Below are 22668 nucleotides of genomic sequence, written 5' to 3'. Positions count from 1 at the left end.
TCAGGCCTCCTGCGCCGGCACGAAGCGGTGGTCGATGGCGCCGTACACGCTCTGGCCGTCGTGCCCGAAGATCTCGAACCGCAAGCGGTCGCCGAAACGCAGGAACGGCGTTTTTGCCTCCCCGTGCTTCAACACTTCCACGGCGCGGCGTTCGGCAAGGCAGGCCGAGCCTGTGCGCGGGTAGTCACGGTTGGAGAAGGTGCCCGAGCCCAGTACGGCACCGGCGCGCAGGTTGCGTGTGCGCGCCAGGTGCATCACCAGTTCAGGGAAGCTGAAGTCCATCTCTTCACCGTTGGGCTCGCCGAAGCGTTCGCCATTGCATTGCACATGCAGCGGCAGCTTCACCCGCCCGTCTGCCCAGGCGTCGCCTAGCTCGTCGGGCGTGACCGCCACCGGCGCGAAGACGGTGCTGGGCTTGGCCCGCAGTGGGCCGAAGCCGATGCTCACTTCCTTGAACAGATGCGCGCGCAGGCTCACGTCATTGAGCAGCATCAGCAACTTGATATGTCCGGCGGCGGCGTGCGACTCGATGCCCATGGGCACGTCGTCAAGCACCACCGCCACTTCTCCCTCGAAGTCGATCTGGTGGTCCTCGCCGGGTACCGGGTAGTCGTCGCAGGCGCCGAGAAAATCATCGCCCGCCCCCTGGTAGATAATGGGTACGCCAGCGTCTTTCTTGATGTCCAGTTTGTATGCGCGCTCCATGAGGCTGCCGTGGTTAAGGAACGCCGAGGCGTCGGCCCACTGATACGCGCGAGGCAGCGGTGCCATAGCTTCGCGCGGTTCGAAGGCGAAGGCCTGTGGGGCAAGGCCTGCGTTGAGCGAGGCATACACCTGCTGCAACAGCGGCTCGCAACGGGCCCACTCCTCGATGGCCGCTTGCAGGGTGCCGGCGATACCACTGGCGAGCACTGCACGGCTGAGGTCGCGGGATACCACCACCAGGCGGCCATCACGGCTGCCGTCTTTTAAGGTTGCCAACTTCACAGGAGTGCTCCTTGTTCGGCCCACAGGGCCGGGTATTGAATGAGTTCCAGCAAGTTGCCGCTGTTGTCGCGCAAAAAACCCATGGGCGTACCGCCAATAACGTGCTCGAACACAATGTCGACGCCCTTGCTTCGCAGCTGGGCGAAGGCGGCTGGCGCGTCCTTCACGGCAAAGCACAGGTGCTTGTGACCATGGGTGAGCAGGTCCAGGTGCGGCTCGCGGCGGTCCGCTGGCAGAGACTTGGCGCCTTCCAGTTGGAACAGCTCGATGCGGTAGTCGCCTTGGCGAATGAACGCCACCTCGGCCGGAATCTGCTCGATAAAGGCACGGCTTTCCAGCTCGAAACCGAGCATTAGGCGGTACCAGTCGATAGCCTCGTCCAGGTCCGGCACGCTGATGCCGCCGTGGTGAGGTTTGAGTGCGAATACGTCGCTCATGGTGCCCTCAGCTCAATGCTCTGCCGCCATCCACAGGGATGACCGCGCCGGTGGTAAAGGTGAGGTGAGTGGCCGCTGCCACTACGGCCTGGGCCACTTGCTCTGGCAGGGCCAGGCGGCCAAGGGGTGTGCGTTGCGCCTGCTCGTCACGCCAGTCGCTGGCCAACCCTTGCACGAACTCGGTGTCCGCCAGGCCCGGCGCGACTGACACCACCCGCACGGCGGGCGCCAAGGCTCGCGCCAGAGACGCGGTCAGGTTGTCGAGCGCGGCCTTGGAGGCGCAATAAGCGATGTTGCTGCCCATGGCCGTACGCGCAGCGATCGAGCTGATATTCACGACCAGCCCATTGCCCGTGGCCTGCAGCAGCGGCTGGAACGCCCGAACACAGGCGATGGCGCCGCGCACATTGGTGGCAAAAATGCGGTCGATCAGTTCATCGTCCAGCCCGAGCAAGTCCCCGTGTGGCACGAAGCGAGTGACGCCGGCGCAGTTCACCAGGAGGTCGCAGCGGCCATGGCGTGCATCCACCAATGCCGCCAGTTCATTTAGCGCGTTGCTGTCGGTGACCGGTGCCGAGGCGGCCCAATGGCCTCCTTCCACGCTTGGCAAGTTCTCGGTCAAGGCTTGCGCGGCTGCCGCTGAATGGTGATAACCCACCACCACGCTGGCGCCCCCCTCGGCCAACGCCTGGCAAATGGCCTGGCCCAGGCCACCAGTGGCCCCGGTGACTACCGCCACCTTGCCTGCGAGCCGGCTCATCCGCGGGCCGCCTGGAAGCGCCGCACGCGGATGTCCGCTTGTTCCTTGTGGCCGGAGAAGTGCTCCAGCGCGCAGAGCCGGGAACACACCTCGCCAATGGCCACGCTGGCTTCGTCGGTGAGCACGCGCTGGTAGGTGTGGGTCTTGATAAACTTGCCCACCCACAACCCGCCGGTGTAGCGGCCGGCGCCCATGGTGGGCAGGGTGTGGTTGGTACCGATCACCTTGTCGCCGTAGGCCACGTTGGTGCGGTGGCCGAGGAACAAGCCGCCGTAGCAGGTCATGCGTTCGAAGAACCACTCCGGGTCCCGGGTCATCACCTGCACATGCTCGGAACACAGCCGCTCGGATTCGGCGAGCATTTCTTCATCGCTGTCGCACAGGATGATTTCGCCGTAGTCCCGCCACGCCACGCTGGCCACCGGCGCGGTGTCCAGCCGCGCCAGCACCTGTTCGATGGCGGCGGGCAGCTCTTCGGCCAGCCGGCTGCTGGTGGTCACGCACACCGCCGGCGACGTAGGGCCGTGTTCTGCCTGGCCTAGCAGGTCCACGGCCACCAGTTCGGCGTCCACGCTGTCATCGCAGATCACCAGGGTTTCGGTAGGCCCCGCAAAGAGGTCGATACCCACGCGCCCGTATAGCTGGCGCTTTGCCTCGGCCACGTAGGCATTGCCCGGGCCGACGATCATGTCCACGGGCGCGATATGCTCAGTGCCCAGGGCCATGGCCGCCACGCCTTGAACGCCGCCCATTACGTAGATTTCATCGGCCCCGGCCAGCGCCATGGCAGCGACGATTTCCGCCGAGGGCTTGCCGTCGAACGGCGGCGCGCAGGCGATCACCCGCTTCACACCCGCCACCTTGGCGGTAAGCACGCTCATGTGCGCCGAGGCCAGCAATGGGTATTTGCCACCAGGGATGTAGCAACCCACGGCGTTGACCGGGATGTTCTTGTGGCCCAGCACCACGCCGGGCAGGGTTTCAACCTCCACGTCGCGCAGCGACAGCAACTGCACTTGGGCGAAACGGCGAATCTGCGCCTGGGCAAATTTGATGTCTTCGATGGCCTGGGCCGGCAAGCTGTCGATGCAGGCCTGGATCTGTGCCTGGCTTAGGCGCAGGTCAGTGGGGTTCCAGCCATCGAACTTCTCGGAATACTCCCGCACCGCCACCTCGCCCCGCTGCTCCACGGCACTGATGATCTGCTCCACGGTGTCACGTACCTGGGCACTGAGCTCGGCTTTGTGCGCGGCAGGCTTGCCTCTTTTCAAATAACGAATCATGGCCTATGTTCCTTGTTGTAATGAGCGTCAGCGCCAATGCACCAGCGGCTGGCCCGCCACGGGCGAGCGGAAGTACGGAATACGGGTACCTTGCAAGCTGCCCAGGTACACCGTTTGAAGGTCCGGGCCGCCGAAGGTGATGCTGGCCATCCACGGCGCAAGGGTGCCGCAAGTGGCCTGCATGATCTGCGGGGTCAGGGTTTTCGCGCGGTAATGGGCGTTGAGCACGGCGGTGGCCTCTGCGTTGCCGTCGTCCAGCAGCGTCAGTACCTCGCCGTCCGGGGTAAGGGCGATCAGCTTGTCGCTCATCACCAGGGTTACCCAAAGGTTGCCGAAGCAGTCGAAGGCAAAACCGTCCGGGAAGCCTTCCAGCTCAGCGGGACCGAACACTTCCCGGTCACTCAGCGAGCCATCGGGACGCAGGCGGAGGCGCGAGATCCGGCGCACATTGCTTTCCACCACGTACAGCCACTCCTGGCGGTCGTCGAAGCGGATTTCGTTGGTGCCGCCGAAGCCCTCCGCGACCACACGAATGCCGTGCTCATCGATTACCCCGATGTAGCCGTCCAGCACGCCGGAATTGATCGAGTCGGTCCAAGGCTGCATCGTGGTGGTGACCGTGAACCAGATCCGCCCCTGGCGATCCCGCAGTGGGAAGTTAGTCTTGCCCAGGGGCTTGCCGTCCAGTTGGTCGAACAACACCTGCAGGTTACCCCGGCGATCTAGCTTTTCGATGCGGTCCAGGCCCCAATTACAGATGATGAAGTCACCGTTTTCGGTCAGAGCTAGGCCATTGGGCAGCGAGGCGCCCTGGGATTGCACGTAGCGGGCTTCGAAGCTGGCGTCACTGCTCGGCGCCTGGGCCGGGGCCAACAGGGTTTGCTCGCCGTGGGCCGTGATATGCATCACCCCACCCCGGGCATCGGCGGCCCACAGGCTGCCGTCGGGCTCGGCAATGATGCATTCGGGGCGTTGCAGCTCGTAGCCGATGAATCCAATGGCGTCGCGATCGACCTGCCAGCCTTTGAGTGGGTTGCGGTTCATGGAGCGTCCTTATGCAGCGCATCAGATGGGTTCGGAAACCACGCGGATCATCTTGGCCATTAGCCCGGCGAAATCGGCTTCAGGCGTGGGCCGTTGCTCCCACTCACCGATCTGCACCGAGCCTTCGTTGATGAACTTGCAGCGCTCGTAGCGACGGGCCATAAAGCCGTCCAGTACCGCTTGCGTCTCCAGCCCGGCGCCGCAGAGCTCGCCCAGCACCACGGCATCTTCCACCGCTTGCGCAGCGCCCTGGCCCATGTGTGGGGTAGTGGCGTGTGCCGCGTCGCCGATCAGCAGCACCCGGCCGCGGTACCAGGGTGCGGGCATGAGCAGCGCTTCCAGCGGACGGTACACCACCTGGTTGTTGTCGGTGATCTGCGCGCTCAGCTCAGGTACCAGCCCGCCATAGCCTTCGAGCCGCTTGCGAAATTCCGCCGCCAGGGTGTCGGGGTCGAAAAACGGATTACCGGGTTCCTCGAACACCGAGAGGATGTAGAGGCTGTCTTCGGTGAGCGGGGTATAGCCGGCCTTGCCGCCAGGCTTGCCCTCGAACATGTGCGACCACAGCAGGTCCTTGGGCCGGGGCAAGTTGTAGCGCCACACCCCCTGGCCAGTGAAACGCGGGCGGTAGTGCTCACCGAACACCGTGGCGCGCACCTTGGAATACACACCATCGGCGCCGACCACCAGGTCGTAGTCGCCGCTGCTGCCGTCGGTGAACCGCACCGACACCTTGTGTTCGCTTTGTTCGATGTCGCTGAAGGTCACGCCCAGCCGCAGGATGGCGCCGTTCTGTGCCACAGCATCGAGCAATACCTTGTGCAAGGCGGGACGGGTAAGGCCCAGGTTGGCGGGGTAGTCGTCCCCCGCCAGACGGGCACCGCTGAGTTCGGCCTTCACCTGACCCTGCTGGTTGCAGATGCGCAGGCCGTTGTAGGGAAAGCCCGCCGCCACTGCCGCGTCGGCGATGCCCAGTTGCGCCATGGCCCGGATGCAGTTGGCCTGCACCACAATGCCCACGTGGTACACCTTGGCCTGGGGGTTGATCTCCACGATCTCCACCGCCACCCCAGCCCTGCGCAAGGCGATCGCGGCGCTCAGCCCGCCGATCCCCGCGCCCACTATCAGCACGTTCCTAATCTCGCTCATCCAGCGTGTCTCCGGTTTTATTTTTGTGCCCCGCCAGGCGCTGGCGGCGAGGTATGGGCCTCACACTACGCAGCGGTGGGGTATGTCGGAAATTGTTTGTCCGGATGGCTGTCATCCATCACATGGATGGTTGGCCACGGCCAATGTGCCGGGGTATAACACTGCAAATGCTGGTGCCCATAACCATAAGAAGACCTCCACATGCGCTTTCACGGCCTGGACCTGAACCTGCTGGTAGTGCTCGACGTGTTGCTCGCTGAACAGAACATCACCCGTGCCGGCGAGCGGCTGTTTCTCAGCCAGCCGGCCACCAGCGCGGCATTGGCCCGCCTGCGCACCTATTTTGAAGACGATTTACTCGTGCAGATCGGCCGCCGGATGGTGCGCACCCCGATGGGTGAAACCCTGGCACAACCGGTGCGTGACTTGCTCATCCAGATGCGCGCCACGCTGGAGAACCGCAGCCAGTTCCAGCCGGAACAGGCCATCCGCACCTTCACTTTGATGGCCTCCGATTATGTGGGCATGGTGCTGATGCCCGAAGTGAGTCTTCGCTTGCGCGAATTGGCGCCCAAGTGCTCGCTTGAGCTGTTCTCGCCCAACGACGATGCCATTCATGAGATCGAGCGGGGGCACCTGGATTTTTTGCTGCTGCCCGATACGCAACTGATGGAGGGCCACCCCTCCAGCCCATTGTTCGACGACATTTTCGTGTGCGTGGTGTGCCGCGAGCACGGACCGGCAACGCTCTCGTTCGATGACTACAAGCAACTTGGCCACGTGCTGGTGCGCTGGGGCAACGAACACCGCACCCCCACCGTGGATGAGTGGTTTCTGCGGCGTTTCGACTTCGAGCGCCGGGTGGAGGTGACTACTCACACCTTCAACAGCGTGCCGCCCTATGTGATCGGCACCGGCCGCATCGCTACCATGCACCGCCGCCTCGCCGAGCGCTGGATGGAATACCTGCCGCTACGCATCCTGCCCGCCCCTTGGGCGGCACCAGAACTCACCATTGCGTTGCAATGGAACAAATACCGCCAGCACGACCCGGGGCTGGCGTGGTTGCGCAACCTGATCATCGAGACGGCACAAGAGTTGGGCTAACGTTCGCCTCCGGCCGCGCTATTCCCGGGCTGGGTTTGGTCCCAAAGCGCCCGAGCGGCGAGGATTTCCGGCGCCTGGCCTTCCAGCCACTCCAATAACCCTTCCAGCCGCTGCGCCAGCGCAATGCCCAGTGGCGTAAGCCGGTATTCCACTTGGGGGGGGATGGTCGGGATTACGGTGCGGGAGACCATGCCGTCGCGCTCCAAGGCACGCAACTTGAGGGTGAGGATGCGCTGGGACAGCTCGGCATCGGCCATGGCGTTCACCTGCCGTTGCAGCTCGGTGAAGCGCAGCATCCCGGTTTTCAGGATCAACAGTAGCAGCGGGCTCCAGCGGTCGCCAAGCCGGCCGAGGGTTTCCCGGATAGGGCCGTGTGGATCATTGCCGTTGTGCAGCACCCGCGCGCGCAAGCGCTCCAGGGCCTGCTGCTGGGTTGCTTGCGAGGCTTGAGTGTCGGGGTTTTCCACGCGTTGATGTTCCTGCGGTTGGTGGGGGCACGCACATTGAGGTAACCGACCCACATTAAAGTGCGATCTTCCGGGCGTGCAAAGCCTACTCCTAGAATCGCCCCACAGCCCAGCCACTGGCACGGCTGCCAATAACAATAAAACCCTGTGGGAAGGTGCAGATGAACCATTACGACGTGGTCGCAATCGGCGGAGGCCACAACGGCCTGGTCGCCGCGGCCTACCTGGCCAAGGCCGGAAAAAAGGTACTGGTGCTAGAGCGCAAGGATTATGTAGGCGGTGGCGTGTCTACCCGCCAGCTCAACACACCGGGTTTCTGGCACGACGAGCACTCGAGCGTGCACATCATGATCCAGGGCAACCCGATGGTCACCCAGGACGAACTGGGCCTGTTCAGCCGGTTCGGGCTCAAATATAACTATTCGGACATCCCCCACGCCACGGTCTTCGAGGACGGCACTTCGCTAATCACTTACCGCGACCTGGACAAAGCCTGCGCGTCCATTGCGACGGTATCCGAACGTGACGCCCACACCTACCGCGAGCTGGCCTTGAAGGCCGGTGGGCTGCTGCCGCTGTTCCTGTCCGGGTTTTATTCGCCGCCGCTGCCTATGGGCGCCATGGTGGCGATGCTCGACCAAAGCCTGGAAGGCCGCGAGCTGTTCGATGCCATGCAGCGCAGCACGCTAGACATCATCGATAACCTGTTCGAACACGACAAGGTGAAGATCCACTTGCTGCGGGTGATCGCCGAGAACCTGCAGATGCCCGACGAACTGGGCACAGGGATGGGCGTGTATGCCTTTGTCGGGATCATGCACACCCACGGCGTGTCGCAACCGGTGGGCGGCAGCGGCAAGCTGTCCGAGGCCCTCGCCCGCTGCATTGAGCACCACGGCGGCGAAATCCGGTGCAATGCCGAAGTGCGCAAGGTCGTGGTATCCGATGGCCGCGCGGCGGGCGTAGAGCTGGCTGACGGTGAACGTATCCTTGCCAGGGATGCGGTGATCGGCGCGCTTCACCCCCATGTGATCAAGCGCTTTGTGGACGGGCTGGACCCGGGTGTGATCGCCCGCGCCGAACGCGCCACCCTCGCCCCCTTCAGCCTGTTCGTGAGCCACTACGATTTGCATCGCCAGGCTGAATTTTACGCAGGCCCTGACGTGGGCCGCGCCACCATGCTGACCATGATGAGCAGTGATCGCCTGACCGACATGCTGGATGATTTCGATGCCTTGCGGCGCGGCCGCGTGTCCACGCGGCGGCTGGTGGCGGGCGGAGATGAAAGCATCAACGACCCTACCCGCGTGCCGACTGGCAAGGGGATGTTCCATGGTATGACCTTCGCGCCCTACAACCTGGCCGAAGGCGGCGCTGCGCGCTGGGACGAGTACAAGGAGGAATTCGGCGACCTGAGCCTGCAGGCCTACCGCAAGTTCGTGAAAAACCTGACGCCCGACAACATCATCGCCCGCACCCTGTGCTCGCCACTGGACCTGGAGCGCAGCTCGCCCAATTCCATGGTCAAGGGCGACGTGCACGGGGTGGCGCCGTACTTCTATCAAAACTTCGCCCACCGCCCCACGCCCGACCTGGGTCGCCTGACCGTGCCAGGGCTAGACAACCTCTACTTGGTAGGGCCGTTTATGCACCCCGGCGGTGGCGTATTCGGCGCCGGCCGCGCAACGGCCATCAAGGTGTTCGACGATCTGGGCATGGATTTCGACCGCGTGACGAGGAACTGACCATGAAGATATTCGGCAGCGACAACAGTGAGCTGATGGCGGTGAATGCCATCGAACGTAGCGGCAACGAACTGCTGATCAAGGGCAAGATCTTCGGCGCCATGCCCATGGTCGCCCGCCTGCGTCCGGAGGAAGCCCGGGCGGCGCTGAAGATGCTCGACCTCAAGACCATGTTGTTCCTGCTCAGCTTGGTGTTTCGGGCTCGGGTAGGCAAGATGAAATTCAAGGCTGGCTCAGAGACTGCCCGACGCTGAGTGTCGGGACGCTCCCATGGATCTGCCCGGTCTGTCATTTAGCGTGACAGACTGCGGCCTTCCTTATCGAGGGCCGTCTTTTAATCACGTTGAATGAGCGAAGAGCGAAGCAGCACGGAAAAGTGGAGCGAATTAGGAAGTTTGCGCTTGCCACGTAAAGACACAGCTATCATCCATTAATCTAAGTGAGCGGACGTTATGGTTAATATGGAAACTCGCCGGCTGGGTGGCAAGCCCGCGCTCGCCAAGCATACCCGCAGGGTACCTATTCCTTTACAGCTTCTATAGCGATTAAGACCTTTCTCTGATGGATCGAGAGAACCTGTTTTATCACTCGTTCTTATCTTCACAGCTCAAGGGCATATCCAATTGTCTCCGTTCACCTTCGCTTGACTCGGCGTACGTAGCGCTTTGCGTCGTCAATGGCAGGCATTACCGCTAGCGCCCCCAGGCCTATCGCTAGCGGTACCGTGGCGATGTACCCGACCTGCTTGAACCCAAGTGCACCGATCACGCTCCCCGCAAAAAAGCTCAGAGCCAGCACTATTAACATCTTGAGCCGACCGCGATCGGCGATAACCTTTGGACGCGCCGGTACGGTAGGAGCGTTCCAATAAACAAGCTTTCCGAACTCTATACCGATATCCGTCACGATGCCGGTGATATGCGTCGTTCTAATTTCAGCTCGAGAGATTTTAGTGATTACTGCGTTTTGTAGCCCCATGATGAAACACAGCAGCATTACGGTGGCGGACACGAATAAACCACCGACCGTGGATAGCCGAGTGCCTAGAAAACCGAAGCAGATAAGCAGCGTAGCTTCCAGAAGGAGAGGTAAGGCAAACTCGCTGTGCATACGCCGGCGGCGTGAGTAATTGATCATAACCGCCGAGCAACCCGCTCCTATCATAAATGACAGCAATGCCCCGGTACCGCTGAGCGCTAGTCCAAATGACCCCAACACCGTGTTATCCGCTATGGCGGAGAGAATACCCGTCATGTGTGATGTGTACTGCTGAACCGCCAGGTAACCACCAGCGTTGACCGCGCCTGCTACAAAGGCCAAAGCGTAACCGAGCTGTCGGTTAGCCCTCACGCTTCGCCTTCGCCCGGTAAGGCTCCTTATATATCTGATCGATACGTTCACCTCGGCCTCCAGAGCCCGATAGTCAGATAGTCAAATCAACACCTTAGCGGTGTAGTTCGTATCGCCTATGGCGCGCCCAGCGAAAAAAGCGTCGAGAGGATAGGCCCGAACAGGACCTCATCAGGGCGACTCCGAAAAAATCATGCTCATCCCCTCCGGGGCTAACAAGTCTTGTCAAGCCCATCTGAGGCCGGCATTGGAGAAAAAGATTGCCGCGCCACAGATTAATAAAAAGGAATGGAGAGGGAGAGAGCCGGCATTACCTACCCGACAATCCACCGCACGGGTTTGATTTTCAAAAATGCGCTGATTGATGTGGATCAAATCAGGACGGGCTTCAAAAGACCAATATACAACTGCCAAGCCTGGCAACGTTCGAATCATGAATCGGAGGCGCCTTGCATTTTCTAGCCCTGGCTCTCGACTACGACGGAACAGCATCGGTGTCCGCGCCTGGATGCCTTTGACCTGGTGATTGCCGAAAACGGTGCGCTTCTGTATAGCCCATGGGATGACACCGAGGAGCTTATTGCTGAGCCCGCTTCGGTTGAACTGGTCCGCGTGCTGCGTGCCAAAGGGATCCCCAATCTGTCGGTAGGCCAGTCGGTCATTGGCACATGGCGCCCTTACGAGGAAATGGTCATAAGCGCGATCGGCGACCTCGGTCTCGAATTGCAGATGACCTTCAACAGAGACGCCATCATGATCCTGCCCCCCTCGGTCAACAAGGCATCTGGCCTGAGGGCGGCTCTCAACCGCCTGGGTATTTCCGAGGTCAACGTCGTGGGGGCCGGTGATGCCGAGAACGACCACTCGTTTCTGTCGATTTGTGGATGTGCCGCCGCGGTTGGAAATGCAATCGCGTCCATCAAGGCGGACGCTGATGTCGAACTCACCCAACCCTACGGCGCGGGCGTCTGCGAGCTGGTTGAAATGCTCATTGAAAAGGACGTGCAACTCGTCGCAATCGATAGGACCGGCTTGAACGTAGGGAAAACAACCGAAGCCCATCCAGTTTGGCTAAGAGCCGAAAGCGTCATGCTTGTGCTTGGGAATTCAGGGTCTGGCAAATCCAGTTACGTCACCTGGTTGACCGAGCGCATGGTCGAGGCCCGCCAGGAGTTTTGTGTCATCGATCCGGAGGGAGACTACCTGACGCTGAAAAACGCGGTAACCATAGGCGGACTCACCGTACCTCCAACCACAGAGGAATCAGTCCACCACCTTTTGCAAGCGCAGCTCAATGTCGTGGTCAGTACCATAGCGCTCGATCACCCTGCCCGAGTGCAACTGTTTGGCGAGTTACTGCCATTCATCCAGCAGCTTAGAAGCGCATCAGGCCGACCTTATTGGCTGATCGTGGACGAGGCGCACTACATGCTGCCCTATTGCGCGCGCTGGCCGGAGAAATTTCTGGGTGGTGTGGGTACCGTGCTCGTCGCCCTGGATTTCGACCAGGTGTGTCCGACGCTGGTAAGTGACGTTAACGTCCTCGTTGCCCTGGGCAGCACGGCCCGCGATGCTATCGAGCGTTTTGCCAGGCAGAGGCAACGGCCGTGTCCTCAGCTCCCAGAACGACTGCCAGGCAACGAATACGCCTGCTTGTGGAATCTGGATGAAGGCGACAACGTCGTTCTGTTGGAGCCCGTGCAGCCTGCCCAACGCCATTATCGACATAGCGGAAAATACGTGACTGGCAATGTCGGCCCGTGGCATGCCTTCTATTTTCCAGCTTTGGCGCAACGTGCGGAAAACCTGACCCAATTCATCTTACTGGCCAAAAGGCTCGACGACGCTGCGCTCAGGCGTCACCTGGAAGCCGGTGACTTCACCAATTGGTTCCGCCACGTTATTCGTGATGATGTGCTGGCCAACAAGACACACCTTATCGAAGTCGATCCGCTGCTGGAGCCAAGGGAGGCCTTGCGACACCTCGAAGCGCTGGTGCGCTCGCGTTATCGTATTTGACCCCACCTCCGCGGAACCGGACCGTTCTGACACGCCCCGGCTGCGCTTGTCATCCCGCCCTCCCAGGCACAACCGGGGGCACCCGCATCAATCCGTAGCTATAGTTACGCTCTTTTCCGGCTGGATGGCCTCTGCTTTTTTGGGTAGCGTTACCTTGAGTACCCCGTGCTTGAATGTGGCCTCGATACCTTCGGCGTCTACGCTCTTAGGCAGCGTAAACGCCCGTTCGAATGATCCGTAGCGTCGTTCGGTGAGGTGATAGTTCTTGGATGTATCTTCATGCTCCTCGAGCTTTTCCCCCTTCAGATGCAAGATCCCGTTGATGACTTTTACCGAAAGCTGCTTTTGATCAACGCCTGGCACTTCGGCCGAGATCTCATAGGATTTTTCGGTTTCCGCGATATCCACCGCAGGGGCTTGCAACTTGACGGCCCCACTCAACCAGTAAGGGTCATCATCAAATCGCCGCCCTTTGGGGAAAAGCGAAGGCACTCCCGAAAAATCATGGAACAGCTGCTCGAACTGGCGACGCATGTGCTCGAAAGGGTGCCGACTATCCGTACTGATACTCACGTTGCGCTCGGGTTTTTCGTTCTTTGGCTTAACCGTCTTCAGGACATTGACCATGAGATTTTCACTCCATAAGAGGCCAGGCCATCCCAATGAAAGCCTGGCAAATCACACCGTCAATTTGCGCCACTTCACCGCTACCGCTTTGATCAGGATCAAGAGTGGCAACGCTACCTTCCAGCGCTGCGAGGGTTGACCGTCAGCAGGCTGCTATACAAATGGTTAACCACATGCTCAGTGGTACTGCCCAACAACACATGCGCCAGGTCGCGGTGCACCGTGCCGAGGACTACAACATCCATATCCTGGCTCGACGTGTAGGATTCGATCATCCGCGCAGGGCTGCCAACCACCATATGGCGCCTATCGACCGCAATCCCCGCACGGTCAGCCAACTCGGCAAACGCCGTTTTCGCTTCGGCGTACAGCTTCTCCGCCGCCGAAGGCTCATACCCCCAACCGTCCTCGGCGAATAGATAAGAGAGGTCATACACGTAAAGCACCTCCAGTTGAGCTCCGCATTGCTCTGCCAGCGCCGTGGCCGTGGTAAGAATCTGCTGGTTCAGGTGTTCGAATTCATCGTCGGCATGAAAAGGGTCCACGGCCGCGACAATCCTGCGTGGCAACCCGCGCTGGACCTTTGCCACCAGATGTAATGGCGTCCGGCATGCATGCAGCAAGCACCGATCAAGAGAGGTGAACAACGCCCGACTTATCCAAGATTCGTGACGTAAATCCTTGATTACCATCGAGGGCTGGAGGTCCTGGATGTAAGCGGGAATTTCATCGAATGGGTGCTTTACCCACATTACTTCGGTCGTTACGGTTACGCCCATATGCCGAATGCCCAGCGCTTGCTTCTCCAGCCAGTCACGGTGGCTGTGCAAATAATCGAGGCGAATCTCGTTTATGGCTGAATCGTTAGCCAGGCCCGCTTCGGCGATGCCATCGATGTAGTCAAACGCCACGATGTGCAGTTTGGCATTTTTAGCCTTGGCCAAGGCGGCAGCCCTGTCGAACGCCGGTGTGCGGTTCATTAATGGAGTGGCGATCAACAGCAAGCGCTCGGATGTAGCCATGTTTGCATCCTCCCGATGAGCGCCGCGCAACAGTTAACGCCACGCGAGCGTGAGGCTAATGCTCGGCGTTCTTGATGGGCGACGCTTGATCTCCATCAATCCGCCTGTAGTGGGGTTGGCCATTGACGCACAGAGATTTGCCCAAATCTGATTTTGGTCATAACGCTCACTGCCCCACCGTGCACACTCTGTCGATGCGTCTAGTCCTTACTATTGCGAGCCCGCCATGGATACCTCCGAACGCATCCTGTTGATCGCATCGCCCAGCCTGCATAAAACGCCAGCGTTCGAGCGTGCCGTCGCCCTGGCCCGAGCCAAGGACTGCCCGCTCCACATTGCCGCACTGGATCATCTGGAAGGTTTGGCCACGTCCCTGCTCGTAGACCCAAGCGCCATGGAAAAGGCGCGCCGAAATTATGTTGATCGCCACCATCAGTGGCTGATAGACCAGACCCGTCCATTGCAAGCGATGGGGATCAAGGTGTCCTCCCAAGTCATCTGGTGCGAAAATCCCGTAGCTGAGACCGTGGCTCTGGTACACGACCTGACGCCATCCGTGGTGATCAAAGACGTCCAGCAGGAGGGGCTGCTCAAGCGAGCGCTTTTCACGACCCAGGACATTCACCTGCTACAGGGGTGTCCCGTGCCTCTGCACCTGGTCAGCCGCGCCGAGAATGCCGTGCCCCGTAACCTTCTCGTTGCTGTAGACCTGTTTGACCAGGAAACGCACGGGCCGCAAGTCAACGCCGAACTCATCAAGCAGGGGCTCAAGTTGGGTGAACAGTGCAATGCTGACGTCCACCTGCTGTACACCTATGACCTGAGCTCCATGGATGCCGCGGAGGCAGGTTTCGGCCACCCTGGTCAATGGCATACGACTCACTTGGCGAGCGAACTTCACCTGCAGCAGGAACAAGCGTTTGCCGCGATGGCCGACGACTTTGGCTTTCCCGAGACGAATCGCCACCTGATCACAGGTTACCCAGGCAAAGTCATCACGGCGCTTGCTCAGCACCGCCAGATGGACATGATTCTGCTTGCACGGGTACAGCGGCGGGGCCTGGGCAAATGGCTGGGCGGCACAGCCGAATACTGCCTCTACCGAATGCATAGCAGCTTATGGTTGCTCTAGGCACCGGTTATGATCGGCATCGTCGTATTGAACACCACGGTGGTTACCCTGGCAGTGCTGATTCACTATGAGTGTCTTCTACGGCTCAATGGGTGGATGCCCCGCCTGGGAATATGGCACCGCTTCAGAATTGCCTTCGGCGTACTGGGAGCACTGGCGGCCCATGCATTGGAAATCTGGTGTTTCGCCCTGGCTTACTTCGGCCTGTTACGCACCGGAATGTATGGAAGCCTTGCTGGCGCATTCGATGGCTCGTTGCTCGACTGCGCATACTTTTCGTTCACCACCTTTACGACCATCGGCTTCGGGGACATTGAGCCCATCGGGGCCTTGAAGTTTTTGACCGGCCTTGAAGGCTTGACGGGCCTCGTTTTGATCAGCTGGACCGCATCGTTCCTGTTTCTGGAGATGCAGCGTTACTGGAAGGACCACTGATGCCTGTCAGCGAGTTCAGGCACACGCCGCTTCCTTCAGATATTGCATATGCCGGATTTCCACAGTCCGGCCTCTGCATTCGATAATGCCGCGCGCCCGAAGCTGGGCGATACAGCGGCAGACGGTTTCCAGACGCAGCCCCAGGTACGAGGCAATATCTTCCCGACTCATGCGCAACACGAAACTGGAATCCGAATATCCCCATTGGGCAAAGCGTTCTGAAAGCTTGAGGAAGAAGGCAGCCAAGCGCTGGTCAGCCCTCAGGCCCGCCATTGTCAAAAGCATGTTCTGCTCGCGCACCAGTGCCTGGCTGAGCAAGCGATTGAAATTGTTCTGTAACTTCAGGCAACTGGCACAGCTTCGCAGCAGCCTTGCGTAGGGGATCACGCACAGCTCGCTGTCTTCAAGCGCAACTGCGGTGCAGACTTGAATATCCTCGGCGATACCATCAAGCCCTAGCACATCACCTGGCATATGAAAGCCGGTAATTTGTCCTCGTCCCCCCTCATCCACGAGCGTCGTCTTGAAGGCTCCGATTCTTACCGCATACAGATTGACCAAAGGGTCCGCAGCATGAAACAAGGCACTGCCTTTCTTCAGTCTTATCCGGTGCCCGATCATATGGTCGAATTGCTCCGCTTCGGGCACCGCCAAACCCTCAGGCAGGCAGAAGCGCAACGCCCCGCAGTGAGCACATCCCGAGGTTCGGTTTTGCTTCCCCGCTACAGTTGGGAGGGGTGATTCCCGGGCAATCAGCGGTTCACAGGGAGGACTTTGGACGGGTCGTCGCAATACGGCGTAGTCTGACAAGCTTGACATGGTGGCGCTCCATTTCAATCGAAAGGGCTGGCTACCGACCCTACCGCTGTACGACTCATCAGGGCGTAATAGCGATCTTCAGCACATTGTCTCGTTGGTGTGCGAACAGTTCGTAGGCACTTTCTATCTCTTCCAGCTTCAGCCGATGGGTCACCAGCGCATCGAGCTTCACGCGACCCTGTTCGATGATACTCATCAGCCTTCGCATACGCTCCTTCCCACCGGGGCATAACGTACTCGTGATACGGATATCCTTGAGCCCGGCACCAAGCGCGCCCAAGGGGATGCTCAGGTCGCTGGAATACACCCCCAGGCTTGAAAGCGTTCCGCCAGGGCGCAGTACCGTCAGGGCCGCTTCGAAGGTGTTTTGAGTACCCAAGGCTTCGATGGCAACGTCGACACCCCGCCCCCCGGTCAGCCTCATGATCTGTTCCACCACGCTGCCATCACGGTAGTCGAGTGTGTGGGTTGCCCCCAGATTGCGCGCCACGGCCATGCGATTGTTGAGCGCGTCGACGCCAATGATCATCGACGCCCCTTGCAAACGGGCTCCCGCAACTGCGCAGAGTCCGATAGGGCCTAGTGCGAAGACCGCCACCGTGTCGCCAATACGAATTTCGCCTCGCTCTGCGCCGCTAAAGCCTGTGGACATGATGTCGGGACACATCAGTACCTGTTCATCGGTCAACCCGTCCGGTACTGCGCAAAGATTGGCCATGGCGTCCGGGATCAGCACGTATTCAGCCTGGCACCCGTCAATCAGGTTACCAAGCTTCCACCCCCCCGCCGCTTTAAAGCCATGAGGGGTATCTGCACCGTCCTGGGAGCTGCAGCCGCATAGGCAGGCAAAGCTATGCCCGCTGGGAGTAATCGCACCGGCGATAACGCGCTGACCTTCAGCATAGCCTCTGACCTGCGAACCAAGCTTTTCTATGATGCCTACCGGCTCATGACCCACAGTGAGCCCTCGAGCCACAGGGTATTCGCCCCGCAGGATATGCACGTCGGTGCCGCAGATCGTGGTAGTGGTAATGCGTAGGAGAGCGTCGAGAGGGCCTACCTCCGGAACGGGCTTGTCCTGAAGCACGATACGGTTTTTTTCGACGAATACAGCTGCTTTCATGGTAGCCATGGGACGCTCCCGCAGTGATTTAACTTGCAGCATGCGCCCCATGGTCTGCGCTCAATATTGACTTGGGTCAATTAATCCGAAGTCACGAAACGGTACGGGACAAACGGGGACATCCAGACCACATCGACCTCTCTAAGAATAGTTGATTTCCATCAAGCGCCGCCGCGCTGCCTCCGATAAGTTAATAACCGCAGTTCAATCCAAGCCTATGAACCTGGAGCATCCACGATGAAAATTACGCCCACGATCCTTCTGGCAGCCCTTACCGTCGCCATGACAACAGGCTGCAGTCATAGACACCATGAAGAGATGGGGGCACGGGTGGAAGCCGCCGAGAACGCCGCCAACACGGCCCGGGTCAGAGCGGACGAAGCGTACGAGAAAGCGGACATGGCCCTTGGTGCCGCAAATCAGGCGCAGAGAACAGCGGACGAAGCCAATGAGCGGGCGAACCGGATGATGGATCGGGCATCTCGCAAATAGCCGGCGCCTTGGGCTCAAAGCACGGCCCCTTTCAAACTAGGACTCGACGCCCCGTGGGTTAATTGCCAACAGGCTGCTGTATAGATGATTGGCTACCTGTTCTGTGGTACTGCCCAGCAGGCGATGCATGAGATCGTTCTGAACAGTGCCCAGTACCAGCACATCGGCGCCCTGACTGAACATATAGGACTCTATCATTTTCGCTGGGGTGCCTATCACCACATGCCGGCGCTCTGGCGCAATACCGAAACGCTCGGCCAAATCATGGAAAGCTTTCTTTGCCTTGGTATACAGATGATCGGCGATCATTGGCTCCTGATCCCACGCGTTCTCGATCGCAAACACGCGGGACAGGTCGTAACAATACATGATATCCAACTGGGCGCCGCAACGTTCCGCCAAGGATTTTGCAGTAGCCACAATTCGATCATTAAGGTACTCGAATTGACCTTCCAGATAAAGAGGATCAACCGCCGCTAAAATCTTGCGAGGAATGCCATGATGAACTCTGGCGATCAGATGCAGCGGAGCCTGACACTCGTGCATCAGGCGAAGGTCCAGGGAGGCGAACAACGCGCTAGTAAACCAGGCTTCGTGACGTAAATCCTTTATAACCAATGAAGGTTGAAAATTTTTTATATACCGCGGGATGTCTTCGAACGGATCCTGAGACCAGAGTGCCTCGGTCGTAACAGTCACTCCCATGTGCCGCATGCCTATCACCTGCTGTTCCAGCCAGTCTCGGTGAGCATGAAGGTATCCGAAGCGTATCTGGTCAACGGCTAATTCATTGATCAGCTTTCCTTCAGCGATACCGTCAATATAGTCAAAGGCCACAATGTGCAGCGTCGCGTCCATAACCTTGGCAAGTGAAGCCGCCCGATCGAACGCCGGTGTCCGGTTCATGGCAGGGGTTGCAATCAATAGCAGGCGCTCGAAATCAGCCATCTCTCTTGCTCCTGATTGACGCCCTGCTGCGTTTGGATAGCAGCCCGGACGCACCAATCATCCTCTGAAGTAGCCCATACCCTGCTGGGGCTAGCGGTCGCCGAGGTCCGAGTCATCATCGTTGAAGCAAGCCTCTTCCGCTTCCGTCACTTCCACAGCCGCTGGCGTTTTTTTCAGGACAAGGACGCTGCATGGCACAGCCTCGAGAAGACGGTGAGTCGTCTGGCCAATGCTATCTGTTGTCGAGCCCGGGTTGGCACCTCCTACAATCAGCAGGTCATAGCTGCGGCGCTCTATAAAGCTATCGATTTCCCGCGCGGGGTTACCGGCCACATAATGCAATCGATCCGGTTTGATAGCGAAGCGCTCGGCCAACTCATGAAGCCGCTGCTTGCGTTCCTCGTAATCAGAAACCAACAGCGCTTTCGAACCCGCAGAAGGTGTGTTGTCGCTTCGATCATAAACACAGATGACCTCGGCGCTGCCGCCACACTCGCAGGCCATGGTTTCAGCAACTCGAAGTATCTCCTTATTCTGAGCATTGTCTGCGTCGCCATTAATGGCAAGCTCAATGGCTGCAAGACATCTTAGTTTGTGCGTACCCAGCGTCCCCTTCAAAAGGAGCACCGCCGCTGGGCATGCTCGTAAGAGTTCCCAATCGAGAACCCCAGGACTCTGGCCAGGGCCATTGGTCGTCCGAGGCATACTCTTTACAACCATATCTGCACTGTAGTGACGGACGTATTCAACTATCTTTTTGGAGGTAGGCGGCTCCCATAGCGTCTCACATGTGACGCGCAAGCCTGACTTGAGCAGAGATGCCGTATGCTCCTGCATCGACTGTTGATGCCTTTCAAGCAACAGCCTTTGGCGTTCTTTCCCTTCACGACTGCTCGCAGTGCCTTCCAAGGCTTCCGAATACACAAACGCTATGATATGCAGAGACGAATCAAAGGCTGTTGCCAGCCATACAGCAGTCGTCAATGCAGAATCGTTCCCGACGTAATACGGCGCGACTACAAGTAAACGTTTTGGGATATTCATGGTAAGCCTCAGTAAACAGCATGCTATTTCTTTCCTCAGGCAGGGAGCTTCAGGGGCGTAAACTTACTGCTTCTAAACAAAACCCTTGCCTGATCTGACCTGGCACCGATAACCGTCAGGTTTGCCCATATCGCCTGAATGGCTTCCAGTGTTCATAGAAAATACAGAATGCGCCGAAGAGGCCTGGGGCTACGTTGACCTAGGTCAGAAAACCTTCAAACCCTGAAAGCTGATTTCAATCAAGCGAACGTCGTTGGCGTGAGTAACCTTGACATAGCAAGCCTGCATCTTGCGGCTATGCATTGCACGAGAGGAGACGCGTCATGTCCGATAGCAAATTGCAGGCAGATATCATGGAAGAGCTGGAGTTTCAGCCAGGTATAGAAGCCTCACACATAGGCGTCGCCGTGGAAGATGGCGTGGTGACATTGACTGGGCATGTAAAAAGTTTTCTTGAAAAAACAACGGTCGAGCGCGCCGTGAAGGGTTTGAAAGGCGTACGTGCCATAGCCGACGAGATCGAGATCCGCTACCCCAGCCATCTGGGGAATCCGGACGATGTGATCGCGGCGCGCGCCGCGAACGTCGTGAGATGGACTGCCATAGTGCCAGACGAAACCATCAAAATTTCAGTACATCAGGGGCATGTCACGCTTGAGGGCGAAGTCGCTTGGCAATACCAGCGTCAGGGCCTGGAAAACGCCATGAAGAACCTGACCGGCATCAAGGGGGTAAGCAATCTCCTGACCCTGAGGACCCGCCCCGAGCCCACCAATGTCAGGCACGCCATCGAAGAGGCGTTGAAACGAAACGCAGAGATCGATGCCCGGAATATCATCATCAAGGTAGTCGGCGATACAGTCAGGCTGGAGGGGCACGTGCACGCCTGGCACGAGCGGCAAGTCGCGGAGCATGCCGCTTGGGCAGTACCGGGAGTCGCCAAGGTTGAAGACCATCTGATAATTGCGTGAATGGCCATCATGAAGGATAAGGAGCCGTCACCTTGACCAGGGTCAAATGGAAAGTCATGGTCAAGGGCAAACTGCCTTCAACCTCCAGCGCCTCGCTGGAATTTGGAGGACGCAGCCATGGCTATTCAACCGCGCATATTGTTTATTGCTCCGCCGGCTATGAAACATACCCCGGCGCTGGCTCGTTCTTTAGCCTTGGCGAAAGCGTTGGACGCAGCGTTGCACATCGTAGCCTTCGATTCCATCGAAGGGCTGCAGGCGGTTGAATGGGGCAATACCGACACACAGCAGGCACTACTCGAAGACGTTATCGAGCGGCACCGCCGCTGGCTTGAGGCATGCGTGGTGAGCCATCGCGAGCATGGGCTCAAGGTGACTACGCAAGTGGTGAGAGCCGAGCATGCTGTCTCCGCCATTCTTGATTACGTGGCTGAATCAAAACCCGACTGGCTGATCAAGGACGTGCACCGAGAGCCATTGTTGGCACGCGTGATGTTCACCTCCACCGACCTGCACCTGCTGCACCGCTATCCGGGGCGGCTGCACCTGGTATCAGGAGTCATCAATGCCCTGCCTCGGCAAATCATGGTTGCAGTGGACATCAATCCTCAGGAAGGGAAAGCCTCCGGGCTCAATGACCGTCTCGTTCATGAGGGGTTACGGCTCGGTATGCAGTGCAACGCCGAAGTCCATGTGGTCTTTGCGTACGGCCTTGCTCTGGCGGACCCCATACAGTGGGGGCACGGGGGCGGCATGATGGTGCCCGCGGCGCTCCTAGCCGAGGAAATGTACACCGCGCTTCAAGAGAGCTTTGAGGCATTTGCCGGCCGTCACGGCGTCGATCTTGAGCATAGGCATATGCTGGTGGGTAGCCCCAAGCAGGCCCTGCTACGCTTCGCCGAGTCGGAGGGGGCTGACGTCATTGTGATGGGACGAACCGACCAGGACGTGTCCCATACCTGGCTGGGCAGTACAGTGGATCATGTCATGACCCGAATGGGCTCCAGCTTGCTATCGATCCGCTGAAAGTACCGCAGCGACCGGTTCCCCGGTGCGCTGCGGGGCAGCGACACCTACAACTGGATCTCGTGCACGACTTCCTGATACGAGCCTTCAGCGAATTTTCGGCTGAACCCCAGCCGCCTGAACAGCCGATCAGCCGGCACATTATTGGCCAGATCAACGGAAACCATGCGGGTGAAACCGTTTCGCCGCGCGGCTTCCATGAGGTGGACCATCAGCTGATGCCCCAAGCCACACCGTTGCCAGGCATCAGCCACTGTCACTGCGCATTCACAGCTCGGGTCCGGGAATTGACCGGCATATCGGGCGATCCCCACCTCGCGCAATTCGCCGTCAACATAGGCCAGGGCCACATAGGCTTCGCGCTGAGCGTGATCCACTTCCATCATTTGCTGCATCAGGCTGGGGCTTGGATCGCTCACTGTGCCAAGGAACCTTCCCCGCTTCGACTCCGGTGACAGGTGGCGGATGAATTGAAACTCCCGTTCCCTATCCTCGGGCGTGAGCGGACGGATCAAGGCATGCCGATGGTGAGCCAATGCCTCGATCCAGTGCTCACCTGTCTGGGCATGGCTCAGTTTTGATATCGAATCCTGATTCTGGCTGGCGGTAGACATAGCATCGCTCCCTGGGGTGAGTAACAACTGCCTGATCCGTTTTAAGCCACCTGTGAGGGTGGGGTCT

Annotated in this window: 25 protein-coding genes; 9 read left to right on the top strand and 16 right to left on the bottom strand. The window is 59.2% G+C overall.

Annotation, left to right across the window (positions count from 1 at the left end):
* The 6 genes from LG385_RS05145 to LG385_RS05120 are packed head-to-tail and all read right to left on the bottom strand — an operon-like array spanning position 1 to position 5660.
* The gene (locus tag LG385_RS05145) at positions 1–987 is read right to left on the bottom strand and encodes a fumarylacetoacetate hydrolase family protein (protein ID WP_225772918.1); all 987 of its coding nucleotides are present in this window, start codon (positions 985–987) and stop codon (positions 1–3) included.
* Complete coding sequence (locus LG385_RS05140; protein WP_225772916.1) at positions 984–1424, bottom strand: VOC family protein; 441 nt, start codon at positions 1422–1424, stop codon at positions 984–986. The genes LG385_RS05145 and LG385_RS05140 overlap by 4 nt, the downstream gene beginning before the upstream one ends.
* A 7-nt stretch (positions 1425–1431) precedes the next feature.
* A complete protein-coding gene (locus LG385_RS05135) occupies positions 1432–2184 on the bottom strand; it encodes an SDR family NAD(P)-dependent oxidoreductase (RefSeq protein WP_225772914.1) in 753 nt (250 codons plus the stop codon).
* Entirely contained in the window at positions 2181–3467 is a 1287-nt protein-coding gene (hisD, locus tag LG385_RS05130; RefSeq protein WP_225772912.1) for a histidinol dehydrogenase, read from the bottom strand. Before hisD ends, LG385_RS05135 begins: the two co-directional genes overlap by 4 nt.
* Before the next feature lie 27 nt (positions 3468–3494).
* Positions 3495–4511: an SMP-30/gluconolactonase/LRE family protein gene (locus tag LG385_RS05125; protein ID WP_225772909.1), complete on the bottom strand. Its 1017-nt coding sequence runs from the start codon at positions 4509–4511 to the stop codon at positions 3495–3497.
* Between the two features lie 21 nt (positions 4512–4532).
* Positions 4533–5660 carry an FAD-dependent oxidoreductase gene (locus LG385_RS05120; RefSeq protein ID WP_225772907.1) on the bottom strand — a complete coding sequence of 376 codons (1128 nt, stop codon included), beginning with the start codon at positions 5658–5660 and terminating at the stop codon, positions 4533–4535.
* Positions 5661–5861: 201 nt separating this feature from the next.
* On the opposite strand from LG385_RS05120, the gene LG385_RS05115 reads away from it, so the two are divergent.
* Complete coding sequence (locus tag LG385_RS05115; RefSeq protein ID WP_225772905.1) at positions 5862–6767, top strand: LysR family transcriptional regulator; 906 nt, start codon at positions 5862–5864, stop codon at positions 6765–6767.
* On the opposite strand, the gene LG385_RS05110 is transcribed toward LG385_RS05115, so the two are convergent.
* A complete protein-coding gene (locus LG385_RS05110; protein ID WP_225772903.1) occupies positions 6764–7234 on the bottom strand; it encodes a winged helix-turn-helix transcriptional regulator in 471 nt (156 codons plus the stop codon). The two genes, LG385_RS05115 and LG385_RS05110, sit on opposite strands and share 4 nt — an antisense overlap.
* A 161-nt stretch (positions 7235–7395) precedes the next feature.
* Here LG385_RS05110 and LG385_RS05105 point away from each other — a divergent pair, with 161 nt between their 5' ends.
* Together LG385_RS05105 and LG385_RS05100 are read left to right on the top strand one after the other, a co-directional pair.
* Positions 7396–8979 carry a phytoene desaturase family protein gene (locus LG385_RS05105; protein ID WP_225772901.1) on the top strand — a complete coding sequence of 528 codons (1584 nt, stop codon included), beginning with the start codon at positions 7396–7398 and terminating at the stop codon, positions 8977–8979.
* Positions 8980–8981: 2 nt separating this feature from the next.
* A complete protein-coding gene (locus tag LG385_RS05100) occupies positions 8982–9233 on the top strand; it encodes a hypothetical protein (protein WP_225772899.1) in 252 nt (83 codons plus the stop codon).
* A 379-nt stretch (positions 9234–9612) separates the two neighbouring features.
* Here the strand turns inward: LG385_RS05100 and LG385_RS05095 are convergent, their stop codons facing one another.
* Together LG385_RS05095 and LG385_RS05090 are read right to left on the bottom strand one after the other, a co-directional pair.
* Positions 9613–10380: a YoaK family protein gene (locus LG385_RS05095; RefSeq protein WP_225772897.1), complete on the bottom strand. Its 768-nt coding sequence runs from the start codon at positions 10378–10380 to the stop codon at positions 9613–9615.
* A gap of 174 nt (positions 10381–10554) precedes the next feature.
* On the bottom strand, positions 10555–10764 hold the full coding sequence (locus tag LG385_RS05090) for a hypothetical protein (protein WP_225772895.1): 210 nt from the start codon (positions 10762–10764) through the stop codon (positions 10555–10557).
* An 87-nt stretch (positions 10765–10851) separates the two neighbouring features.
* Here LG385_RS05090 and LG385_RS05085 point away from each other — a divergent pair, with 87 nt between their 5' ends.
* On the top strand, positions 10852–12348 hold the full coding sequence (locus LG385_RS05085) for an HAD hydrolase family protein (protein WP_225772893.1): 1497 nt from the start codon (positions 10852–10854) through the stop codon (positions 12346–12348).
* Positions 12349–12435: 87 nt separating this feature from the next.
* Here LG385_RS05085 and LG385_RS05080 read toward each other — a convergent pair whose 3' ends face one another.
* Entirely contained in the window at positions 12436–12975 is a 540-nt protein-coding gene (locus LG385_RS05080) for an Hsp20/alpha crystallin family protein (protein ID WP_225772891.1), read from the bottom strand.
* 113 nt (positions 12976–13088) lie between these two features.
* Positions 13089–13997, bottom strand: coding sequence for a universal stress protein (locus LG385_RS05075; protein ID WP_181112692.1), 909 nt, complete (start codon positions 13995–13997; stop codon positions 13089–13091).
* Positions 13998–14223: 226 nt separating this feature from the next.
* Between LG385_RS05075 and LG385_RS05070 the strand changes: the two genes are divergently transcribed.
* Together LG385_RS05070 and LG385_RS05065 are read left to right on the top strand one after the other, a co-directional pair.
* Entirely contained in the window at positions 14224–15129 is a 906-nt protein-coding gene (locus LG385_RS05070) for a universal stress protein (protein ID WP_181112694.1), read from the top strand.
* 9 nt (positions 15130–15138) lie between these two features.
* Entirely contained in the window at positions 15139–15564 is a 426-nt protein-coding gene (locus LG385_RS05065) for a potassium channel family protein (protein WP_181112696.1), read from the top strand.
* 15 nt (positions 15565–15579) lie between these two features.
* Here LG385_RS05065 and LG385_RS05060 read toward each other — a convergent pair whose 3' ends face one another.
* Together LG385_RS05060 and LG385_RS05055 are read right to left on the bottom strand one after the other, a co-directional pair.
* A complete protein-coding gene (locus LG385_RS05060) occupies positions 15580–16383 on the bottom strand; it encodes a helix-turn-helix domain-containing protein (protein ID WP_225772889.1) in 804 nt (267 codons plus the stop codon).
* A 58-nt stretch (positions 16384–16441) separates the two neighbouring features.
* Complete coding sequence (locus LG385_RS05055; protein WP_225772887.1) at positions 16442–17515, bottom strand: NAD(P)-dependent alcohol dehydrogenase; 1074 nt, start codon at positions 17513–17515, stop codon at positions 16442–16444.
* Positions 17516–17743: 228 nt separating this feature from the next.
* Here LG385_RS05055 and LG385_RS05050 point away from each other — a divergent pair, with 228 nt between their 5' ends.
* The gene (locus tag LG385_RS05050) at positions 17744–17998 is read left to right on the top strand and encodes an Lpp/OprI family alanine-zipper lipoprotein (RefSeq protein ID WP_225772885.1); all 255 of its coding nucleotides are present in this window, start codon (positions 17744–17746) and stop codon (positions 17996–17998) included.
* Positions 17999–18034: 36 nt separating this feature from the next.
* Here the strand turns inward: LG385_RS05050 and LG385_RS05045 are convergent, their stop codons facing one another.
* Together LG385_RS05045 and LG385_RS05040 are read right to left on the bottom strand one after the other, a co-directional pair.
* The gene (locus tag LG385_RS05045; protein WP_225772883.1) at positions 18035–18946 is read right to left on the bottom strand and encodes a universal stress protein; all 912 of its coding nucleotides are present in this window, start codon (positions 18944–18946) and stop codon (positions 18035–18037) included.
* Between the two features lie 90 nt (positions 18947–19036).
* On the bottom strand, positions 19037–19990 hold the full coding sequence (locus tag LG385_RS05040; RefSeq protein ID WP_225772881.1) for a universal stress protein: 954 nt from the start codon (positions 19988–19990) through the stop codon (positions 19037–19039).
* A 323-nt stretch (positions 19991–20313) separates the two neighbouring features.
* Here LG385_RS05040 and LG385_RS05035 point away from each other — a divergent pair, with 323 nt between their 5' ends.
* Together LG385_RS05035 and LG385_RS05030 are read left to right on the top strand one after the other, a co-directional pair.
* Positions 20314–20961 (top strand): BON domain-containing protein, encoded by a 648-nt coding sequence (locus LG385_RS05035; protein ID WP_181112709.1) that lies wholly within the window; start codon positions 20314–20316, stop codon positions 20959–20961.
* A gap of 117 nt (positions 20962–21078) precedes the next feature.
* Positions 21079–21987 (top strand): universal stress protein, encoded by a 909-nt coding sequence (locus LG385_RS05030; RefSeq protein ID WP_181112711.1) that lies wholly within the window; start codon positions 21079–21081, stop codon positions 21985–21987.
* 47 nt (positions 21988–22034) lie between these two features.
* On the opposite strand, the gene LG385_RS05025 is transcribed toward LG385_RS05030, so the two are convergent.
* Complete coding sequence (locus LG385_RS05025; protein WP_181112713.1) at positions 22035–22601, bottom strand: GNAT family N-acetyltransferase; 567 nt, start codon at positions 22599–22601, stop codon at positions 22035–22037.
* Between the last annotated feature and the right edge of the window lie 67 nt (positions 22602–22668).

Origin of the sequence: Pseudomonas sp. Marseille-Q5115, assembly GCF_916618905.1 — a bacterium.
Classification (GTDB): domain Bacteria; phylum Pseudomonadota; class Gammaproteobacteria; order Pseudomonadales; family Pseudomonadaceae; genus Aquipseudomonas; species Aquipseudomonas japonica_A.
This window is presented reverse-complemented; position numbering and strand designations above follow the sequence as displayed.

Excerpts from the sequence above, each read along its gene's own strand:
- LG385_RS05140 (WP_225772916.1), bottom strand. The coding sequence starts at position 1,424 with ATGAGCGACGTATTCGCACTCAAACCTCACCACGGCGGCATCAGCGTG.
- LG385_RS05135 (WP_225772914.1), bottom strand. The coding sequence starts at position 2,184 with ATGAGCCGGCTCGCAGGCAAGGTGGCGGTAGTCACCGGGGCCACTGGT.
- hisD (WP_225772912.1), bottom strand. The coding sequence starts at position 3,467 with ATGATTCGTTATTTGAAAAGAGGCAAGCCTGCCGCGCACAAAGCCGAG.
- LG385_RS05125 (WP_225772909.1), bottom strand. The coding sequence starts at position 4,511 with ATGAACCGCAACCCACTCAAAGGCTGGCAGGTCGATCGCGACGCCATT.
- LG385_RS05120 (WP_225772907.1), bottom strand. The coding sequence starts at position 5,660 with ATGAGCGAGATTAGGAACGTGCTGATAGTGGGCGCGGGGATCGGCGGG.
- LG385_RS05115 (WP_225772905.1), top strand. The coding sequence starts at position 5,862 with ATGCGCTTTCACGGCCTGGACCTGAACCTGCTGGTAGTGCTCGACGTG.
- LG385_RS05105 (WP_225772901.1), top strand. The coding sequence starts at position 7,396 with ATGAACCATTACGACGTGGTCGCAATCGGCGGAGGCCACAACGGCCTG.
- LG385_RS05100 (WP_225772899.1), top strand. The coding sequence starts at position 8,982 with ATGAAGATATTCGGCAGCGACAACAGTGAGCTGATGGCGGTGAATGCC.
- LG385_RS05090 (WP_225772895.1), bottom strand. The coding sequence starts at position 10,764 with ATGATTCGAACGTTGCCAGGCTTGGCAGTTGTATATTGGTCTTTTGAA.
- LG385_RS05080 (WP_225772891.1), bottom strand. The coding sequence starts at position 12,975 with ATGGTCAATGTCCTGAAGACGGTTAAGCCAAAGAACGAAAAACCCGAG.
- LG385_RS05075 (WP_181112692.1), bottom strand. The coding sequence starts at position 13,997 with ATGGCTACATCCGAGCGCTTGCTGTTGATCGCCACTCCATTAATGAAC.
- LG385_RS05070 (WP_181112694.1), top strand. The coding sequence starts at position 14,224 with ATGGATACCTCCGAACGCATCCTGTTGATCGCATCGCCCAGCCTGCAT.
- LG385_RS05065 (WP_181112696.1), top strand. The coding sequence starts at position 15,139 with ATGATCGGCATCGTCGTATTGAACACCACGGTGGTTACCCTGGCAGTG.
- LG385_RS05060 (WP_225772889.1), bottom strand. The coding sequence starts at position 16,383 with ATGTCAAGCTTGTCAGACTACGCCGTATTGCGACGACCCGTCCAAAGT.
- LG385_RS05055 (WP_225772887.1), bottom strand. The coding sequence starts at position 17,515 with ATGGCTACCATGAAAGCAGCTGTATTCGTCGAAAAAAACCGTATCGTG.
- LG385_RS05050 (WP_225772885.1), top strand. The coding sequence starts at position 17,744 with ATGAAAATTACGCCCACGATCCTTCTGGCAGCCCTTACCGTCGCCATG.
- LG385_RS05045 (WP_225772883.1), bottom strand. The coding sequence starts at position 18,946 with ATGGCTGATTTCGAGCGCCTGCTATTGATTGCAACCCCTGCCATGAAC.
- LG385_RS05040 (WP_225772881.1), bottom strand. The coding sequence starts at position 19,990 with ATGAATATCCCAAAACGTTTACTTGTAGTCGCGCCGTATTACGTCGGG.
- LG385_RS05035 (WP_181112709.1), top strand. The coding sequence starts at position 20,314 with ATGTCCGATAGCAAATTGCAGGCAGATATCATGGAAGAGCTGGAGTTT.
- LG385_RS05030 (WP_181112711.1), top strand. The coding sequence starts at position 21,079 with ATGGCTATTCAACCGCGCATATTGTTTATTGCTCCGCCGGCTATGAAA.
- LG385_RS05025 (WP_181112713.1), bottom strand. The coding sequence starts at position 22,601 with ATGTCTACCGCCAGCCAGAATCAGGATTCGATATCAAAACTGAGCCAT.